Source organism: Wolbachia endosymbiont of Drosophila bocki, assembly GCF_028982005.1.
Lineage (GTDB): Bacteria > Pseudomonadota > Alphaproteobacteria > Rickettsiales > Anaplasmataceae > Wolbachia > Wolbachia pipientis.
In genome coordinates, this window is sequence record NZ_JAPQLG010000201.1 from 1 (window position 1) to 18687 (window position 18687).

The following is an 18687-nucleotide window of genomic DNA, read 5'->3' on the forward strand; positions in this document are numbered from 1 at the left end:
CTTACCTTTTAATCTGCAGATTGGCGAAAGCAAATACAATAGCTTCAGTTTCATGATAAGGGGGCTGGCGGAGTTTGTCAAGGAAGTTTTTCGTTTCTGTGAACCACCTGCTAACCGACAGCTAACATTAACTACCGATATCGTATCTGAAGAAGCCCCCTGGCCATTCTAAAAAATTTAATGCTGAGTACACCTTACTTTTGGCTTCCTCTATAGTGCTCCCTTCTGCTACTATATTTAGCACTCTTCCGCCATCGGAAACTAAGTTACCACTTTCATCGAATTTAGTACCAGCATGAAACACCAACACACCAGGAATGCTTTCAATCTTATCTAATCCTTTAATTACTTCTCCCTTTTGATAATCACCCGGATAGCCTTTACTTGCAACAACTACACAAACTGTAGATTTGTTGTTAAGTTCCACCATTTTGACATTTAACTTTCCTTCTGCAACTGACAACATCAATTTTAACAAATCGCAATTTGAATCAAATCTAGGTAATATAGATTGCGTTTCTGGATCACCGAATCTAACGTTATACTCGAGAAGTTTTGGGCTATCTTTGCAAATCATTAAACCAGCAAAGAGTACTCCTTTATAAGACGTACCCATGTTAACCAATGCTTGAGCTGTAGGGTATATTATTTTTTGGATAATTTTTTGCTCCATGTCCTTACTTATAATTGAAGGTGACGAGTACGACCCCATACCTCCAGTATTTTGGCTTTCATTACTTTCATCAACTCTCTTATAATCTTTTGCACACCCAAGAGTTACTACTTTCAACCCATCAATAAGAGCAAAAAAACTTACTTCTTCTCCAACTAAAAACTCTTCTATGATTATTTCTTCACCTGATTCACCAAATTTTTTCTCCACTAGCATTGAATTTATTGCTGAAAAAGCTTCGCTTTCTGTATTACATATAACCACCCCTTTTCCTGCTGCAATTCCATTTGCTTTCACTACAAGTGGAAACTTTATTTTATTGCTACGTACAAAATCTTTAGCTAACCCTTCATCAACAAAACACTCGTACTTGGCAGTTGGTATACCATATCGTTTACACAGTCCCTTGGTGAAAGACTTCGATCCCTCAAGTTTTGCAGTTGCTTGACTTGGAGCAAAAACATTTATTCCCTCTGCAACTAAATCATCAGCAAGCCCATCAATTATTGGTTGTTCTGGACCAATAACAACCAACTCTATATTTTCTCTCTTGCAAAATTGTGTAACATCCACTGAATTTTGAATATTTACATCCACAAGAACTCCCAAATTTTCCATGGCCTGGCGACCAGGAGTTACATATAACTCAGTCAAGATAGGAGATTTTTTTAGAGCCCAAAGTAGAGCGTGCTCACGCCCACCAGAACCTATAACCAGAACCTTCATCTTTATTTCCTCGCTTTTCTATATGTCAAAATTATTACTTGCTCATAACGGTATCATTACTCATGTATTTTTGCAAGACGTTTGGTATTGCAATCGACCCGTCAGAATTTTGATAATTCTCCATTATGGCAATAATCGTTCTTCCTATAGCTAAAGCTGAGCCGTTTAAAGTGTGAATATATTTTTTCATCTTTTTATCAGTTTCTGAAGAGTATTTAGTGTTCATCCTTCTTGCTTGAAATGCACCACAATTTGAGCAGCTTGATATTTCTCTATATTTATCTTGCTCAGGTAACCATACCTCTATGTCATAAGTCCTTTGTGCAGCAAAACCCATATCACCACTACAGAGTAGCATTACTCTATACGGTAATTCTAGTTTTTTTAATATCTCTTCAACAATACTCGTCATGCGCTCAAGTTCATCATTTGATTGGTCTTCAGTTGTGATACTAACCAATTCCACTTTACCAAATTGGTGTTGCCTTATCATACCTCTCGTGTCTCGCCCTGCGCTGCCTGCTTCTTTACGAAAGCACTCCGAATATGCAGTAAAGCGAATAGGCAGTTCTTTTTCTTCCATTATTTTGTCAGCAACTAAATTTGTTAAAAACACTTCACTTGTGGGAACCAACCTCAATTCGTCGGTAGTTAAATACGAATCGTCAGAAAATTTCGGTAGCTGACCAACATTATACATAGCCTCGTTTTTCACCAAAGTCGGGTGGTACACCTCAGTATAGCCAAATTCATTAACATGCATTTCAAGCGTAAAATTTATTAGCGCTCGTCCAAGCTTAGCTAACTGTCCTTTTAATATCGTAAATCTTGATCCGGAAATTCTCGCCGCTTGTTCGAAGTCTATTAAACCTAATTTTTCTCCGAGTTCATAATGAGATTCTGGTACAAAATCAAACTGTCTTTTTCCTCCATATCTTCTCACCTCTAAATTAGAGTTCTCATCTGCGCCTATTGGCACATCTTGCGCAGGAATATTCGGCAAGTTAGATAAAACATTCACTAACTTATCCTTTTCTGCTTGTTCTTTTAAGCTGATTGCCTCTATCTCATTTGTGATGCTTTTTGACAACTCTATTTGCTCTTCACAGGGGCTCTTGCTCATTTTAAGCTTTTTTATTTCCTCTGTGATTTCATTGCGCTGCCTATTCAAATCCTGCAGTTTAGTGGTTAATGATCTTTTCTCGTGATCGATTTCTAATATCTCTTCCGCAGTAGATTCTCTAATTCCCCTGCTTTTCATTGCCTTTTCAAATCCTTCAGGGTTTTTGCGTATATATTCTATATCGTGCATATATTGTGCTATTACTAACATTGTTACTGTACTCCAAAAGCTCTTAATATTCAATATTTTCTCATACTACTAAAATTATTATGGTTGATTTTTTTGTTAGAATTTGTTAAAATTTAATTAACTTAGCGTTCATAGGGTGTAGTATGTTGGGCATTACAAAAAATAATCAAAAAGAGAGCACTTACTTTGCTGGTGAGGAATTCGTTATCTACGCTACTTGTGTATGCCTAGCAGCCACATTCGCTGCTGGCTGTTTAGGGGCGGTAATAGGATCCCCTCTATTGACCTTTCCACTTGCTATGCTCATCTCTAACCCCGTAGTTTGGGTTTTAATGGGAATAATTCTTACAGTAGCATACAAAATGGTTGTTGAACCTTTATTTTACTTAGCGAAGAACTATATTAATGGAAAAAGAGCTTCAAAGGGGGAAAAGAGTGAAGAAAAAGATACAGAACTACAAGATTTGCAAGGCAAGACTCCAGAAAAGCAAGCAAGACCGAAAACTCCTGATAGGGATAGTGGTGTTATTACATCGGAAATAGCTATAGATAATAATTCTTTTTTACATCAAACAGAGAAAGAAAAGAATTATAATTACAAATTAACTACTACTGATATTAGAGATATTGTAAAAAGCAAATATGGGTGGATAGCACACAAAAATAAAAAAGGCTTAAAAGATACTTCTGAAGGTGTGATTTTTGCTTGTCCTGACTCTACATCATCTTTAGAGCAAGAACTAAAAGAATATAACAATAAAGTAGAACGAGAGGGTAGTGATTTAGTGTTCACTTCAATCCTTAATTTAAATGGAAATCATTGGGTAACACTGGGTGTTTCTTACGACGAAAAGAGTGAAAAGTTTAGAGCTTGCTATTGCGATTCATTTGGTGAACCATTACCAGAAGAGGTATCAAGTGCGCTACAGAAAACTCTAGGAATAGACAATAGTAGTATTAGAAACTCAAAAGCTAAACAACAAGATGATAAGTATAATTGTGGAATATTTGCCTTAGAGAATGCTAAGAAAATTACAGATATGCTGAAAGCAGGCAAATCGTTTGATGAAATTGATGATCAGCTAAAATATGAACTTAGTTCAGAGCAATTAATAGAGAAGAGAAAAGAATTTGCAAAAGCGTTGAAAAAGGATGAACAAAGCAGGGCTGGCACACCAAGCCCTGTATTAGGTGGTCCAGGAAATATAAGTCGTAAAGATAGCGGAGTAAGTTTAGATTCAGTAGAAAGTAAGCAAACAAAAATTGTTCAATATAATACTACAGGTGATGGCAACTGCTTTTTCCATGCGGTATTTGGTGATAATAGCTCTGGTCAATATAAAACTGAAAAAGCACAAGATATGAGAATGGAATGGCACAAATTTTTAAGTCAATTTAACTCTTTGAATAATCCAAGGGTGCCTGAGTTATTGAAGGGACAGATGCAGAAAGTTTTTGGTGCATTCTTAGAAAATCCAAATCATTTGATTGGTATGTCGGACTCAATAAAAGATTTGGTTCAGCATACAAACAGACGGGTAGAGAAGATCAAAAAAAAGACTAATAAATTAATAAAAAAGTTATGTTGTCTTACGACATTAAAAGAAAATGAAGTTATAGGTGATTTAAGAAGCATTAGTGCTAGTAATCTCAATATTAGTGAAAGAAAATATGATAGAAATTATAATAGTGATACTGCAGCAAATTCTTTTCTCAATGGCAAATCCATTTATAGATCTTATCTAGAGGCAATCAGCAGCCAAAGTTACCATGTTTTCATAGAAGAAATTTCTATCTTAGCTTCGCTGGCTAATATTGAAATTGACGTCTACTATAAAAATAATGGTAATGATGTAAATACATTGTTTCTGCCAAATGCGGGAATGATAAATGAAGGTTATCAGCAGAACAACGAGCTATGGGGAAATAAAGAACAAGAAACGGTATACTTGGCACCTGGTCATTATGAGAGAGCTGAGATAGTAGAGGTAGAGCCTTCTCTTATGGAAAAAGTAAGTTCGGCTATACAAAGTGTTGTAACAGTATGTGTAAATGCGCTAGGTTTGAACACATAGAATATATGTCCCTACAAGTAGGAAATTTGACAATTGATTCTCCAGTTATTTTAGCTCCAATGTCTGGAGTGACTGATTATCCGTTTAGAAGTATTGTGAAGAGACTTGGTGCAAGTTTGTTAGTTTCAGAGATGATTGCAAGCAGAGCTATGATTATGCAAACTCGCCAGAGTTTGCAAAAAGCAAAAGTCGATGCATTAACTGCTGTGCAGCTTGCTGGGTGTGAGCCAGATGTTATGGCGGAGGCTGCAAAATTAAACGAGGACATGGGAGCAAAAATTATAGACATAAACTTTGGTTGCCCTGTTAAAAAAGTTGTAAACGGTTATGCAGGATCAGCGCTAATGCGTGATGAGAAAAAAGCCGCTGAGATAATTGAAGCTGTGGTCAAAGCAGTGAATATGCCAGTTACGGTGAAAATGCGCACTGGATGGAACGATGAAAATCGCAATGCCCCGAGACTTGCGAAAATTGCCGAAGACTTAGGAGCAAAAATGATCACTGTGCATGGAAGAACAAGAGCGCAGCTTTATAATGGTCAAGCAGATTGGAAATTCGTTAGAAATGTTAAAGAGCAAGTGAAAATTCCAGTTATAGTAAATGGTGATATTAAAAATTTAAATGATATTCAGAATGCTCTCAAAGAATCTGGAGCAGACGGAGTGATGATAGGTCGTGGTGCCTACGGTAAACCTTGGCTGATTAATCAAGCAATGAACTTTCTCAGTGGAAGTGAAACTTCTGAGCCAACAGCTTCAGAGAGATTAAGCATCATACTCGAGCATTACGACAATATTCTTGAGTACTATGGAAATGACACAGGAATAAAGATGGCCCGCAAACACATAGGTTGGTACAGTAGCGGGCTTCAAGGCTCATCTGAATTTCGTGTGAGAGTAAATAACATGACAGATAGCACAGAAGTGAAAGAAAATATTATTGGCTTTTTTGGTCAAGAGACACACTAGCTGTACTCAATTCGACTGATCGTATGCTACTACGCTCTCTTCCTCACCAGAGTGTAAATGACAACCATTATCCATCAACCATTCCTCGTCATAAGTTTCAATATCAAAATATTTTTCATATTTATCCACATTATCACAAAGTGAAAGTGCTCTGATCTTATTCATAATCAAACCTGTACCAGCAGGAATTAATCTTCCTACTATAACATTTTCTTTTAATCCACTTAAAGGATCACTCTTCCCGCAGAATGCTGCTTCTGTAAGTACTTTTGTTGTCTCTTGGAAAGAGGCAGCAGAAATAAAGGAGCTAGTTTCAAGACTTGCCCTAGTAATCCCCTGCAGAATAGGAAGATAATGAGTAGGCCGTTTGCCAGAGTTACTCATAGCATCATTTTCCCTATCAACTTCCAGCTTGTCAATGCTTTCGCCAACCAAGTACATAGTATCACCAGGATCAGTAATTTCCACTTTTTGTAGCATTTGTTTTAAGATCACCTCTAAATGCTTATTGTCTATACGAACACCCTGCAATCTATAAACTTGCTGTATTTCAGAAATCATATAGTGCGCTAAAGCTTCTAACCCAAGCACACGTAAAATATCATGGAGATCAGGGTCACCATCCATCAATAGATCACCTTTACGTACAAAATCACCTCCATTGACTATTACATGCTTACTTCTTGATACCAAATATTCAACTGGAGAAATTTGTTCATCTACAGGTTTAATTAATATACTGCGTTTTCCTCTACGGTCTTTTTCAGAAAATGCTACATAGCCATCTATCTCACTAACAATAGCATGCTCTTTAGGACGACGTGCTTCAAATAACTCTATAACCCTCGGTAAACCACCAGTAATATCACGAGTTTTAACTGACTCTCTTGGTGTTCTTGTAATAACATCACCTGCATGAACCTTCTGGCCATCTTGTACATTGAGCACTGCACCGATTGGTATAAAATAACATGCTTCAACGCCACTTGCGAGTGTCATTACTTTACCATTATCGTCAAGCAGCACAATACGAGGACGTAAATTAGCTCCACCAGAATGCAATTTCCAGTCTTTTACTACTTTGCTTGATATTCCTGTAGATTCATCCATCACTTCAGTGATCGAAATTCCATCTTTTAAGTCCTGATAAGACACTGTACCAGTCTTCTCCGTGATAATAGGCAATGTATAAGGATCCCATTCCGCAACTTTATCGCCAATTTTTACTGACCCACTCTCATCTACATAAAGCTTAGCGCCGTAAGGTACACTGTGCTTCAACTTCTCACTACCAAGGCTATCAATCAACACGACTTCACAGGAACGGCTTATCACAATTTTATTTCCGTTTCTATCTATAATTATATTACTATTGTTTAACTTTATTTTAGCATTAATAGAAGCTATAATATTCGAGGATTCAACGCCTCTAGTCATTACTCCACCTATATGAAAAGTACGCATCGTTAACTGAGTACCTGGCTCTCCAACAGATTGAGCAGCTATAACACCAACTGCTTCACCTATTGAAACAATTTTACCAGTTGCAAGGTCTCTTCCATAACATAAAGAACATACACCAGGACTTATTTCACAAGTTAAAGGCGATCTAATTTTTACAACATCAAGACCTGCAATGCTGATTTGCTTTACTTTATCCTCATCAATTAATTCCCCTGCTTTTACTAATAGTTCTTTTGTCACTGGGTTATATATATCATTTGCAGCTGTTCTACCCAGCACAACACTCTCTAGAGATGCAACTATAGTACTTCCTTCAACTGTAGCTCTCACAACAAGACCATTTTTTGTTTTACAGTCATGCTTTGTAACTATGCAATTTTGAGATACATCAACTAAACGACGAGTTAAGTATCCAGAGTTTGCAGTTTTAAGTGCAGTGTCAGCTAAACCTTTACGCGCACCGTGAGTAGAATTAAAGTATTCAAATACGTTCAATCCTTCACGGAAATTAGAAATTATAGGTGTTTCTATAATCTCACCAGAAGGTTTGGTCATGAGCCCTCGCATTCCTGCTAGCTGTTTCATCTGTGAAGTAGAACCCCTTGCACCAGAGTTAACCATCATATACACTGAGTTGTACTTACTATTTCCATCATATATAGATATTGCTTTTAACATATCATTAGCTATCATATCCGTACACTTAGACCATTCATCTATAACCTTGTTATACCTCTCACTTCTAGTTATTAGCCCATCTTGATATTGCATAGAGAATTTCTTAATTTCACCCCTCGCGTGATCAACATGTGTAGCTTTAGTTTCAGGTATAACCATATCACAACGACCAAAAGAGACACCAGAAAATGTGGCATACTCAAAGCCAAGTACCATTAATTTATCAGAAAATGCCACTGTAGCACTTTGACCACAGTTACGATATACCAAATCAACTATACCAGTTATTTCCTTGACTGTTAATATCTGATTTATTAGATCGAAGCCTAGATTCTCATGCTTAGGAAAAATTTGCCATAATATTAAACGGCCAGGAGTCGTACAAACAGTTTTATAGTGAGTTTCACCGCTGCTATTAATATACTCCATCCTATACTTTATACCAGAATGAATATGTAAAGTACCATCACTCAAGGAATGCTCAACTTCACAAAAAGCACCAAAAGATGGTAAATTATCTTCCTTAGGTTCTTGTAAAGTCAGATAATATATACCAAGTACTATATCTTTACTAGGAACTATAATCGGTCTGCCATTAGAAGGACTTAAAACGTTATTAGTGGACATCATCAACACCCTAGCTTCAAGCTGAGCTTCCAATGAAATTGGCACATGCACTGCCATTTGATCACCATCAAAATCAGCATTAAACGCCGTACAGACAAGCGGATGAAGCTGTATTGCTTTGCCTTCAATAAGGATTGGCTCAAAAGCCTGAATACCAAGTCTATGTAGCGTAGGCGCTCTATTCAACAAAACAGGATGCTCTTCTATTACCTCTTCAAGCATATCCCAAACTTCTGGTTTTTCTGCTCTTATCAACTTACTAGCAAACCTAATAGTTGGAGCCATACCATACATCTTAAGCTTTGAGTAAACAAAAGGTTTGAATAGTTCAAGAGCCATTCTTTTTGGTAATCCACACTGATTTAGTTTCAAAGTTGGACCAACAACTATTACAGAACGTCCAGAGTAGTCTACCCTTTTTCCTAAGAGGTTCTGGCGAAAACGACCCTGTTTTCCTTTTAACATATCACTAATGGACTTTTTATATCCAACAGCACCAGCTTTATTTACCAAAGTATTACGACGACTATTATCAAAAAGAGAATCAACTGCTTCTTGTAACATCCTTTTTTCATTACGAATCATAATCTCAGGAGGATTTAAGCTCAACAATTTCCTCAACCTGTTATTTCTATTAATAATAGTCCTATAATGATGATTCAGGTCAGAAACTGCAGGACGACCACTCTCAAGCGATACCAAAGGACGCAAATCAGGTGGTAAAATAGGTATAGTTGTAAGTATCATCCACTCAGGCCTATTTCCAGATTTAATGAAGTTTTCAACAATACGCAATCTCTTTATAATTTTCTTTCTTCTTATCTCAGAAGCAACAGATTCTAATTCTAGTCTTAAATCCTTCCTAATTTCATGTAAATCAAGGCGCGTTAGCAACTCTCTTATAGCTTCAACACCTTGCATAGCTACAAAACTATCGATCCCATAGCTATCTCTAGCTTCATTATAAGCTTTTTCACTAATAATCTCACCTTTTTCAAAAGGCGAAACAAGAGGATCTATTACGATATAATTATCGCTATATAAAATATTCTCAATATCTCTGAGAGACATATCCAATAATGCTCCAATTCTTGAAGGAAGCGATTTCAAAAACCATATATGAGCAACAGGAGATGCAAGCTCTATATGACCCATCCTTTCTCTTCTTACTTTAGAAGATGTAACTTCTACTCCGCATTTTTCGCATATGCGACCTCTGTGTCTTCTTTTTTTGTATTTTCCACATAAACATTCATCGTCATTGACAGGGCCAAAAACCTTAGGGCAAAATAATCCACCTTTCTCAACTTTGAACGTACGATAATTTGCAGTTGAAACATCTTCTATCTCACCACAAGATATACGCTTAATACTTTCAGGGCTAGCAATCGATATGCTAACCTCATTAAAAGGTTGTGCAATGTTAGTGTGAGATATATCTTCAATCACTACATCATTTTGCTTTAAATCTACATTTAAACATAAAGAACGTAGTTCTTTTATCATCACATTAAAGGATTCAGGAATTCCACATTCAAAATTACTGTCACCTTTTATTATCGATTCATAAATCTTAACTCTACCATTAATATCATCAGACTTCACAGTTAACATTTCCTGCAAAGTATAAGCAGCACCATAGGCTTGTAATGCCCAACATTCCATTTCACCAAAACGCTGACCACCAAAATGAGATTTTCCTCCAAGAGGTTGTTGAGTAACCAAACTATAAGGCCCTACTGAACGCGCATGAATTTTACCATCAACCAAGTGGTGCAACTTAAGCATGTACATGTAACCAACTGTAACCTTGCGGTCGAATTTTTCACCACTGCAACCGTCATATAATACAGCTTGTCCAGAGTTATCTAAACCAGCAAGTTCAAATAATTTTGCTATTTGTTCATCTTTTGGACCCTCAAATACAGGTGCAGCAACAGGAACGCCATCACGTAATTTGCGTGCAAATTCAATGAGATTATTATCACTAATATTACGAATATCACTACAGATAGATACGTTACTGCCATAGCTATAAACCTCAATCAGGAAGTTACGTAAATTGCTGTATGAACTTTTACAAGAGTTCAAATAGTTCTCTACTAACTCATTCAACTCGTCATTTAGTGCATTCTTATTAGGTGTATTTAAAACAGAAGCCGTTATTTCATCATCGTCAATATTTTCAATTTTTTTATTATCAAGGTATGCTACTGCAAATTGTGTAAAATTATCATCGTTAAGGGACCTAATTCCCTTGCAAAAAGCACTTTTGATCTTATTGATCTCATCGAGAATATTACTTACCTTTTCCCCTAATTTTCTACAAGCCCAACCTACATGCGTTTCCAGTATTTGCCCTACATTCATTCGTGAAGGAACACCAAGAGGGTTAAGAATAATATCAACAGGAGTACCATCTTCCAAATAAGGCATATCTTCCACTGGCACAACTCGAGAAATCACACCTTTATTTCCATGTCTACCAGCCATTTTATCCCCCGGTTGCAGACTATGTTTCACAGCAATGAAAACTTTTACTGACATCGACACACCTTGAGGCAGGTCATAACCTTCATGTAATTTTTCTACTTTTCGCTTAAACTGTGCTATTGCATGTGATACTTTTTCATCAAAATCTTTTTTTAAGCTCTTAACTTGCTCAGAAATGGATTGGTTTTTTAATCCTACACCCCACCATTGCTCACGTTCAATAGAGTCAAATTTTTCTCGATCTTGAGAACCAGAATTAATAAGAAGTTTCTTCAGTTCATCATAGAAATATTCACTAGTAACATTGATTATATAATCTCGTTCTTCCTCAAAGTCATTTATCTCTTTTTGTTTGATGAGTAATGCCCTTTCATTTTCTTCAACCCCCCTACGTGTAAAGACTTGTACATCAATTACTGTCCCTTCAACATCTGGAGATGTATATAAAGAGGAATCCGCACAATCGAATGACTTTTCACCAAAAATTGTCATTAATAACTTCGTTTCAGGAGGCAATGAAAGAGAAGGTTTAGGTGTAACTTTACCTACCAGAATATAGCCTGGACCAACTCTTGTACCAATTTTCACTATACCACTATCATCCAAGTGATATAGATTTTCTTCATTAACACCAGGTATAGCACGAGTTATTTTTTCTGATCCTAAAGGGGTATCATGTACAACACAGTCAAATTCTTCTATATGAATAGAAGTAAAGAGATCTTTTTTAACAACTTCACTAGAAATAATAATAGAGTCTTCAAAATTATAACCTTGCCAAGACATAAAAGCGACTAGCAAATTTTTACCAAGCGCCAACTCACCACTGTTAATTGCAGGACCATCAGCTATTACATCACCCTTTTTAACATAATCACCTACGCACACTAGCGGTCTTTGATTAATACAAGTATTATGGTTAGAACGCTGAAATTTCCTTAGATGATAAATATCTACGTCCAAGTAGTTAACCCTCTCTTTATCAAAAGCACGTATAACTATAGAGTTACTATCAGAACTATCAACTATGCCATCGCGTTTTGCTAAAACTACAGCACCAGAGCCAGAAGCTACAAAAGACTCCATACCAGTAGCAACCAGAGGAGCGGTAGGCTTCAATAAAGGTACGGCCTGACGTTGCATATTTGAGCCCATTAATGCTCTATTAGCATCATCATTTTCTAAAAATGGAATCAAGGAAGCTGCAACTGATATTACCTGCTTAGGAGATACGTCAATGTAACTAACTTGGTCGCTACTTACCATGACGAAGCTACCAGCATATCTACAGTATAGCATGTCATCAATAAAGCAATTATTTTCATCAAGCTTTACGCTAGTGTCAGCTATATGATGTGAGCCTTCGTCTATAGCAGAAAGATACTCAATTTGATCAGTAACAACCCTATTGACTACTTTTCTATAAGGGCTTTCAATGAAACCATATTTATTAATACGCGCGTATACAGCTAAGCTGTTGATTAACCCTATATTTTGCCCTTCAGGAGTCTCAATAGGGCAAATTCTTCCATAATGAGTTGGATGAACATCACGCACCTCAAATCCTGCCCGTTCTCTTGTTAAACCGCCAGGACCTAACGCGGATAACCTTCTTTTATGTGTTATTTCAGATAATGGATTAGTCTGATCCATAAATTGAGATAATTGAGAAGAATTGAAGAAATCTCTTAAGACATTAGTTAACACTTTTGGATTAATAAAATCAGATGGAGAAACTTTATCTAAACTAGAAGTGGACATAGAATCAACTATTGCGCGTTCCAATTTCAACAACCCAGTTCTAAATTGATTTTCTATAAACTCTCCAACTGATCTTACTCTTCTGCTTCCTAAATGATCAATATCATCTACAGATCCTTGACCGTCACGTAACAATACTATTTTTTTCACAATTTCAACAATATCTTCATGCGTTAAAACAGTTAAATCCTCATCATAATTTAATCCAAGGTAAGAGTTAAGCTTCAACCTACCAATGTTAGACAAATCATAATATTCCGGACTGAAGAAAAGATTACGGAAAAACTCTTCTACTATCTCTAAAACAGGAACTTCACCAGGACGCAAAACTCTATATATTTCATATAGTGCATCCTGATAAGACATGTTTTCATCTAAGAAAAGCGTATTTAATATATAAGGTCCAACAAACAAATTATCTATGTTCAACACTGATATTTCATCTACAGATAATAACTCAAGCTTCTTTATGTCTTCCAGCTTTATAGATTCACCAGCAGATAAAATTTTCGTAGAGCTAGCACTATCCATTAAATCTTCTGCGAGGAATAAACCACATATAGAATTAAAAGGAACCAGATACTCTTTCAATTCATTATCATATAGCTTTTTAGCTAGTCTTGAGGTAATACGAACGTTAGCTTTAAGCAGCACATTACCTTCAATATCCATTAAGTCGAAAGGCAGCCTCACTCCTTTAAATTTATCAGGAACAAAAGGCACTTTCCAACCATCTTTATGTTTTACATACTTTATTTTCTCATAAAATCTATCGAGTATATCATTATTTGATAGACCCAACGCCTTTAATAAAACTGAAATTGGCAATTTTCTTTTTCTATCAACACGAAAATACAAATGGTCTTTAACATCAAATTCAATATCAAGCCAAGAACCCCTATAAGGAATAATTCTAGCAGAATAGATCAATTTACCAGAATTGTAAGTTTTTCCCTTATCGCTATCAAAAAACACACCAGGAGACCTATGCATTTGTGAGACGATAACTTTTTCCACACCATTAATGATGAAAGTGCCCTTATCAGTCATCATAGGCAACCCACAAAAGTGGACTTTCTGCTCTTCTATAGATTTTACAACGGTTGCAAGTTTAGAATGATCTCCACTCTCTTTAATCGATTTATATTCATCAAGAGAAATACCATCCTGCATAACAACAAGACGTATAGAAGCAATAACCTGAGCAGAAAAAGTTACACCACGCTTTATACACTCAGATTCATCATACTTAGGATCATCTACCCTACAACTTATAAACTCAATAGTAGCCCTACGCAAAGGATCATTTATTGGAAAGATTGTATGAAAGATAACTTCAAGTCTTTCATTACCCTTATTCTTAGGAGCAAAAGAATCATATGATTCTTTTTGAACCTTAACCAAATCCAATAAAGAATCTTTTAAATCAATCGACCTAGAATAAGAAACTCTAGGAACAAAAGCACCAGAAGCGTACATATAAGAAGAATCAACCATTAAAATACCCCAAACTAATTAAAAGAGCTATATCAATATAAAATTAATACATTAAATATTATTCAAGCTCCACTTTAGTTGCTCCTGCTTCAATAAGTTTTCGCTTGATTTTTTCTGCTTCGTCTTTAGGAACATTAGCGGTCAAATCTTTAGGTAAAGATTCAACCAACTCTTTTGCTTCTTTTAAACCCAATGTAGAATTAACCTCTCTCACAGCTTTAATAACTCCTATTTTTTTACTCGCATCAATTTCTTTAATCACAACTTTATACTCAGCTTTTTCTTGAGCAGCAGGAGCAGCAGCATTATCACCAATAGGCGCCCCAGCACCAACAGCTCCACCAAGAAAAGAACCAGCAGGCAACCCTATTTTCTCTTCTAAAACTTTTACAAGTTCAGAAGCCTCTAATAGGTTTAAAGATAATATTTTATCAACCAAATCACTTGTTACATTACTCATAATTACCACCTTACTTAACAACAAATTTATTTTTTAGAACTATAATAATCCAAAACTCTCATAAGCCTCATAGAAGATGAATTAATAGACAACGCTAACCGAGCAGGAATATCATAAGATATTAAACGCATAATTTTAACACGCAATTCATCCAGAGAAGGCAACTTAGCCAGTTTATTAACATCTTCCACTGTTAACAATTCATTTAAATGAGCTGCGCAAATCACAGACATTTTTTCCTTGTTAGCATTAGTAAAATCAACTATTAATTTTGCAGCTTCTACTATGCCACTAGAGTATATAATAGCAACAGGACCGGAAAATTTGCCTGATAAATAAGAGAATTTACCAGTCCTTTCCAAAGCCAAGCGCGCTAGAGTGTTTTTAACTACTAATACCCCACCTGCTATAGACTTCAGACTATTCCTCAGAGTTAATGAATCATTAGCATTTATAGATTTAAAATTTACTAATATCAAGAAATCATTATTTACAAATACGTTTATTGTGCCCTGTATAAATTCATCCTTATCTTTACGCTTCACGGTATCACTCCCTTAAATTATATCTTCCACTTTGCCTATCTTATAAGCTTTACCCATAGTTGAATTTAAAAAAACACCCTTAAAGTAAATCCCTTTCGCAGAAATAGGTTTATTATCTTTAATTACTTTAAGAAAGGCTTTTAAATTTTCTAGCAAGTCATCAATATCAAATTTAATATTTCCTAATTTACCATGAATAACACCATTTTTATCTGTTCTAAATTTTACCTGACCAGACTTAATGGTTTCAATAGCTTCTGCAATGTTAGAAGTCACAGTACCAAATTTAGGGTTAGGCATCAGCCCTTTAGCACCCAATACTTTTGCAATAGGAGTGATTTTTGCCATAAAATCAGGAGTAGTAATGCACCAATCAACATCTAACTTTCTACCTTTTTTTATTTCTTCAACTAAATCCTCTCCTCCTGCAATATCAGCACCAGCTTTTTCAGCTTCTAATAAATGTTTATCTTGAGCGAAAACAGCTACTTTAATATTCTTCCCGATACCTTTAGGCAAAACTACTGTACCACGCACCTGCTCTTCAGATTTACGTGAATCTACGCCTAAATTGACCGCAATATCAACTGATTCATTAAATTTTGCTGAAGCAGACTCAACAATCTTCCTCAAACACTGCTTAGGATTATCATTATATGTATTCATTTACCTAACCTTCCACAACTTCTATACCCATAGATTTTGCAGTGCCTACAACCATTTTCACTGCTGAATCTTCATTATCCACTTTCATATCAACCATCTTGCACTTTGCTACTTTAATTATAGCAGACATAGGTAATTTAGCCACTAATTCTTTACCAGGATTACCAGAACTTTTACTTAATTTAGCCTCCTGCTTAAGTAAATAAGCCACAGGCGGACCGCTGACAGTAAAATCATGAGAGCGATCATCCTTTATGGAAATTCGCACTGTTACTAAATCGCCCACTTTATAATTAGCGTTAGCAGCACTAGTAACTTTATTAAAAGCTTCACAAAACTTAGGAACAGGTATACCACGTGGACCAAGTACTGAAGCAATTTTCGGTCCTGGAACTGCTTTCCCAGCTTCCATAAGTAAGCTAATCTTAGCAACTATAACACTCATAATTAATCCTCTATTTTCTCTACTTGAGCCAGATCAAGCTCTATTATTGTCGGCTTACCTAAAATCGATACTTCCACATTAATAATTTTTTTCTCATCATTTACCATATTTACCTTACCAGTAAAATTTTGAAAAAGACCATCATTAATTTTCACTTTTTCACCTTTTTCATAACCATAACCTAACTTCTTTGTCTCTTGAGCATTATAAAGTGCATTACACATTGAGTGAATCTCATCATCCAAAATCACCTTTGGAATATTACCGTTTTTCAAAAATCCATAAACCTTAAGAGATTTTGGTATATTATTGATAAAATTCAATACTTCATCGCATAAATTCACGTATAAAAAGACATAACCAGGAAAGCATTTCCTTCGTGTAGCAATTTTCTTAGATTTCAACTCTACTTCACTTAGCTCTTCATATGGAATAAAAACTTCCTTAAAGTAATCATTAACACCCAATCTCATAGAATTTTCCAATATATGTTGGCGCACTTTCTCTTCACAATTAGAAGCAACTCTCAAGACATACCATTTATACCTATTAAATTCTTTACACTTTAAACTTATCTCATCATCTAAAATCATCTCAAAATTACCAGATTCGCCACTGCAGAATCCAGGCGTTTGATTCAAAATATTTTTGCTTTCATCACACAGATGCATATATACATACACTTCACATAATTCTTTTATGTCAGACTTTGAATTACATACCGTTTGATAAGGAATAAACACTTCCTTAAAATAAACAGCATTACTTACCAATTCGCGTATACCTTGCTCATATCCATAATCAACTTTAATGATATACCATCTATATTCACATTCCATAAATAATTCCAAATAAAGCCTTAATTACGTAAAGAGACATAAAATCCACAAAACAGAAGAAAATCGAAAAGCACAATATAACAATCATTACAACAAATAGAGATGACAACACCTCCTGTTTCTTTACCCAAGCAATTCTTCGTATTTCTTGCTTTATATCACAGAAAAAACCACACAAACTTTTTAACATTTCCACCACAACATTAATGCAGGAGCGATAGGAATTGAACCTACAACCTCTGGTTTTGGAGACCAGCGCTCTACCAATTGAGCTACACTCCTATAACTCAAACTCTCACTCCAAAATTTCAGAAACAACACCAGAACCAACAGTTCTACCGCCTTCTCTTATCGCAAAACGCAATCCCTTATCCATTGCTATCGGTACTTGCAATTCTACTTCTACACTCACATTATCTCCTGGCATTACCATCTCCTTCCCATCTAGCAATTTTATGCTCCCAGTTACATCCGTTGTCCTTAAATAAAACTGTGGCTGGTAATTCGCAAAAAATGGTGTATGCCTTCCTCCTTCCTCTTTCTTTAATACATAAACCTCCGCCTTAAACTTTCTATGCGGTGTTATCGTCCCCGGTTTCGCTAATACTTGCCCTCTCTCCACTTCTTCTCTTTTTGTTCCTCTTAACAATATTCCTACATTGAGTCCTGCACTTCCCTTATCCAGCAACTTCTTAAACATCTCAACACCTGTGCATATCGTCTTTTGCGTCGCTTGCAGACCTATTATCTCTATCTCTTCTCCCGCCTTTATCTCTCCCTTCTCTATTCTTCCTGTTACCACTGTTCCTCGCCCCGATATCGAAAATACATCTTCGATTGGCAATAAAAATGGTAAATCCACAGGCCTTGGTGGAACCGCTACATATTCATCTAACTTTTCCATCAATTTGTCTATTGATTTCTTTCCATATTCGCTGCTGTCATCCTCCAGCGCCTTGAGTGCTGAACCAACCACCACAGGCACTTCATCCCCTGGAAATCCGTATCTACTCAGTAATTCCCTCACTTCCATTTCTACTAAATCTATCATATCAGCATCAGCAACATCAGCTTTATTTATATACACCACGATATATCCAACACCTACCTGCTTCGCCAGCAATATATGCTCTCTCGTTTGTGGCATTGGCCCATCAACCCCCGACACTACCAATACCGCCGCATCCATCTGTGCTGCACCTACTATCATGTTCTTTACATAGTCAGCGTGTCCAGGACAATCAACGTGTGCATAATGCCTTTTTTCCGTCTGATACTCAACATGCGCTGTTGCTATCGTTATCCCCCTCTTCCTTTCTTCTGGCGCTTTATCTATCTGATCGTACGCTACAAAATTTCCATAATGCTTCGTTATCGCCGCTGTTAACGTCGTCTTCCCATGATCCACATGTCCTATTGTTCCCACATTTACATGCGGCTTTCCAAATGCTTCCACTA

The 18687-nt window shown here is 36.2% G+C and carries 12 protein-coding genes and 1 tRNA gene; 2 read left to right on the plus strand and 11 right to left on the minus strand.

Annotated elements, in window-relative coordinates:
• Positions 1–127 precede the first annotated feature (127 nt).
• On the minus strand, positions 128–1399 hold the full coding sequence (gene purD / locus OZD61_RS04875; protein ID WP_264705519.1) for a phosphoribosylamine--glycine ligase: 1272 nt from the start codon (positions 1397–1399) through the stop codon (positions 128–130).
• A 34-nt stretch (positions 1400–1433) separates the two neighbouring features.
• A complete protein-coding gene (gene serS / locus OZD61_RS04880) occupies positions 1434–2711 on the minus strand; it encodes a serine--tRNA ligase (RefSeq protein ID WP_274980055.1) in 1278 nt (425 codons plus the stop codon).
• Positions 2712–2854: 143 nt separating this feature from the next.
• On the opposite strand from serS, the gene OZD61_RS04885 reads away from it, so the two are divergent.
• A complete protein-coding gene (locus tag OZD61_RS04885; RefSeq protein ID WP_274980046.1) occupies positions 2855–4786 on the plus strand; it encodes a Ulp1 family isopeptidase in 1932 nt (643 codons plus the stop codon).
• Between the two features lie 5 nt (positions 4787–4791).
• On the plus strand, positions 4792–5754 hold the full coding sequence (dusB, locus tag OZD61_RS04890; RefSeq protein ID WP_274980047.1) for a tRNA dihydrouridine synthase DusB: 963 nt from the start codon (positions 4792–4794) through the stop codon (positions 5752–5754).
• Between the two features lie 6 nt (positions 5755–5760).
• Here dusB and OZD61_RS04895 read toward each other — a convergent pair whose 3' ends face one another.
• From OZD61_RS04895 to tuf, 9 genes are all read right to left on the minus strand, one after another.
• Positions 5761–14274: a DNA-directed RNA polymerase subunit beta/beta' gene (locus OZD61_RS04895; protein WP_274980048.1), complete on the minus strand. Its 8514-nt coding sequence runs from the start codon at positions 14272–14274 to the stop codon at positions 5761–5763.
• Positions 14275–14332: 58 nt separating this feature from the next.
• Positions 14333–14734 (minus strand): 50S ribosomal protein L7/L12, encoded by a 402-nt coding sequence (rplL, locus tag OZD61_RS04900; protein ID WP_274980049.1) that lies wholly within the window; start codon positions 14732–14734, stop codon positions 14333–14335.
• 26 nt (positions 14735–14760) lie between these two features.
• The gene (rplJ, locus tag OZD61_RS04905) at positions 14761–15279 is read right to left on the minus strand and encodes a 50S ribosomal protein L10 (protein ID WP_274980050.1); all 519 of its coding nucleotides are present in this window, start codon (positions 15277–15279) and stop codon (positions 14761–14763) included.
• Positions 15280–15291: 12 nt separating this feature from the next.
• Positions 15292–15945, minus strand: coding sequence for a 50S ribosomal protein L1 (rplA, locus tag OZD61_RS04910; protein WP_274980051.1), 654 nt, complete (start codon positions 15943–15945; stop codon positions 15292–15294).
• 4 nt (positions 15946–15949) lie between these two features.
• Positions 15950–16390, minus strand: coding sequence for a 50S ribosomal protein L11 (locus OZD61_RS04915; RefSeq protein ID WP_274980052.1), 441 nt, complete (start codon positions 16388–16390; stop codon positions 15950–15952).
• 2 nt (positions 16391–16392) lie between these two features.
• A complete protein-coding gene (nusG, locus tag OZD61_RS04920; RefSeq protein WP_274980053.1) occupies positions 16393–17229 on the minus strand; it encodes a transcription termination/antitermination protein NusG in 837 nt (278 codons plus the stop codon).
• Entirely contained in the window at positions 17219–17419 is a 201-nt protein-coding gene (gene secE, locus OZD61_RS04925) for a preprotein translocase subunit SecE (RefSeq protein ID WP_022626186.1), read from the minus strand. The genes nusG and secE overlap by 11 nt, the downstream gene beginning before the upstream one ends.
• 19 nt (positions 17420–17438) lie before the next feature.
• Positions 17439–17511 (minus strand) — tRNA-Trp (locus OZD61_RS04930).
• Positions 17512–17524: 13 nt separating this feature from the next.
• Complete coding sequence (gene tuf, locus OZD61_RS04935) at positions 17525–18685, minus strand: elongation factor Tu (RefSeq protein ID WP_274980054.1); 1161 nt, start codon at positions 18683–18685, stop codon at positions 17525–17527.
• Between the last annotated feature and the right edge of the window lie 2 nt (positions 18686–18687).

What these genes read in the sequence shown, in the direction of transcription:
- rplL (WP_274980049.1), bottom strand. Translation starts at nt 14,734, where the DNA reads ATGAGTAATGTAACAAGTGATTTGGTTGATAAAATATTATCTTTAAAC.
- dusB (WP_274980047.1), top strand. Translation starts at nt 4,792, where the DNA reads ATGTCCCTACAAGTAGGAAATTTGACAATTGATTCTCCAGTTATTTTA.
- purD (WP_264705519.1), bottom strand. Translation starts at nt 1,399, where the DNA reads ATGAAGGTTCTGGTTATAGGTTCTGGTGGGCGTGAGCACGCTCTACTT.
- nusG (WP_274980053.1), bottom strand. Translation starts at nt 17,229, where the DNA reads ATGGAATGTGAATATAGATGGTATATCATTAAAGTTGATTATGGATAT.
- OZD61_RS04915 (WP_274980052.1), bottom strand. Translation starts at nt 16,390, where the DNA reads ATGAGTGTTATAGTTGCTAAGATTAGCTTACTTATGGAAGCTGGGAAA.
- secE (WP_022626186.1), bottom strand. Translation starts at nt 17,419, where the DNA reads ATGTTAAAAAGTTTGTGTGGTTTTTTCTGTGATATAAAGCAAGAAATA.
- OZD61_RS04895 (WP_274980048.1), bottom strand. Translation starts at nt 14,274, where the DNA reads ATGGTTGATTCTTCTTATATGTACGCTTCTGGTGCTTTTGTTCCTAGA.
- OZD61_RS04885 (WP_274980046.1), top strand. Translation starts at nt 2,855, where the DNA reads ATGTTGGGCATTACAAAAAATAATCAAAAAGAGAGCACTTACTTTGCT.
- serS (WP_274980055.1), bottom strand. Translation starts at nt 2,711, where the DNA reads ATGCACGATATAGAATATATACGCAAAAACCCTGAAGGATTTGAAAAG.
- rplA (WP_274980051.1), bottom strand. Translation starts at nt 15,945, where the DNA reads ATGAATACATATAATGATAATCCTAAGCAGTGTTTGAGGAAGATTGTT.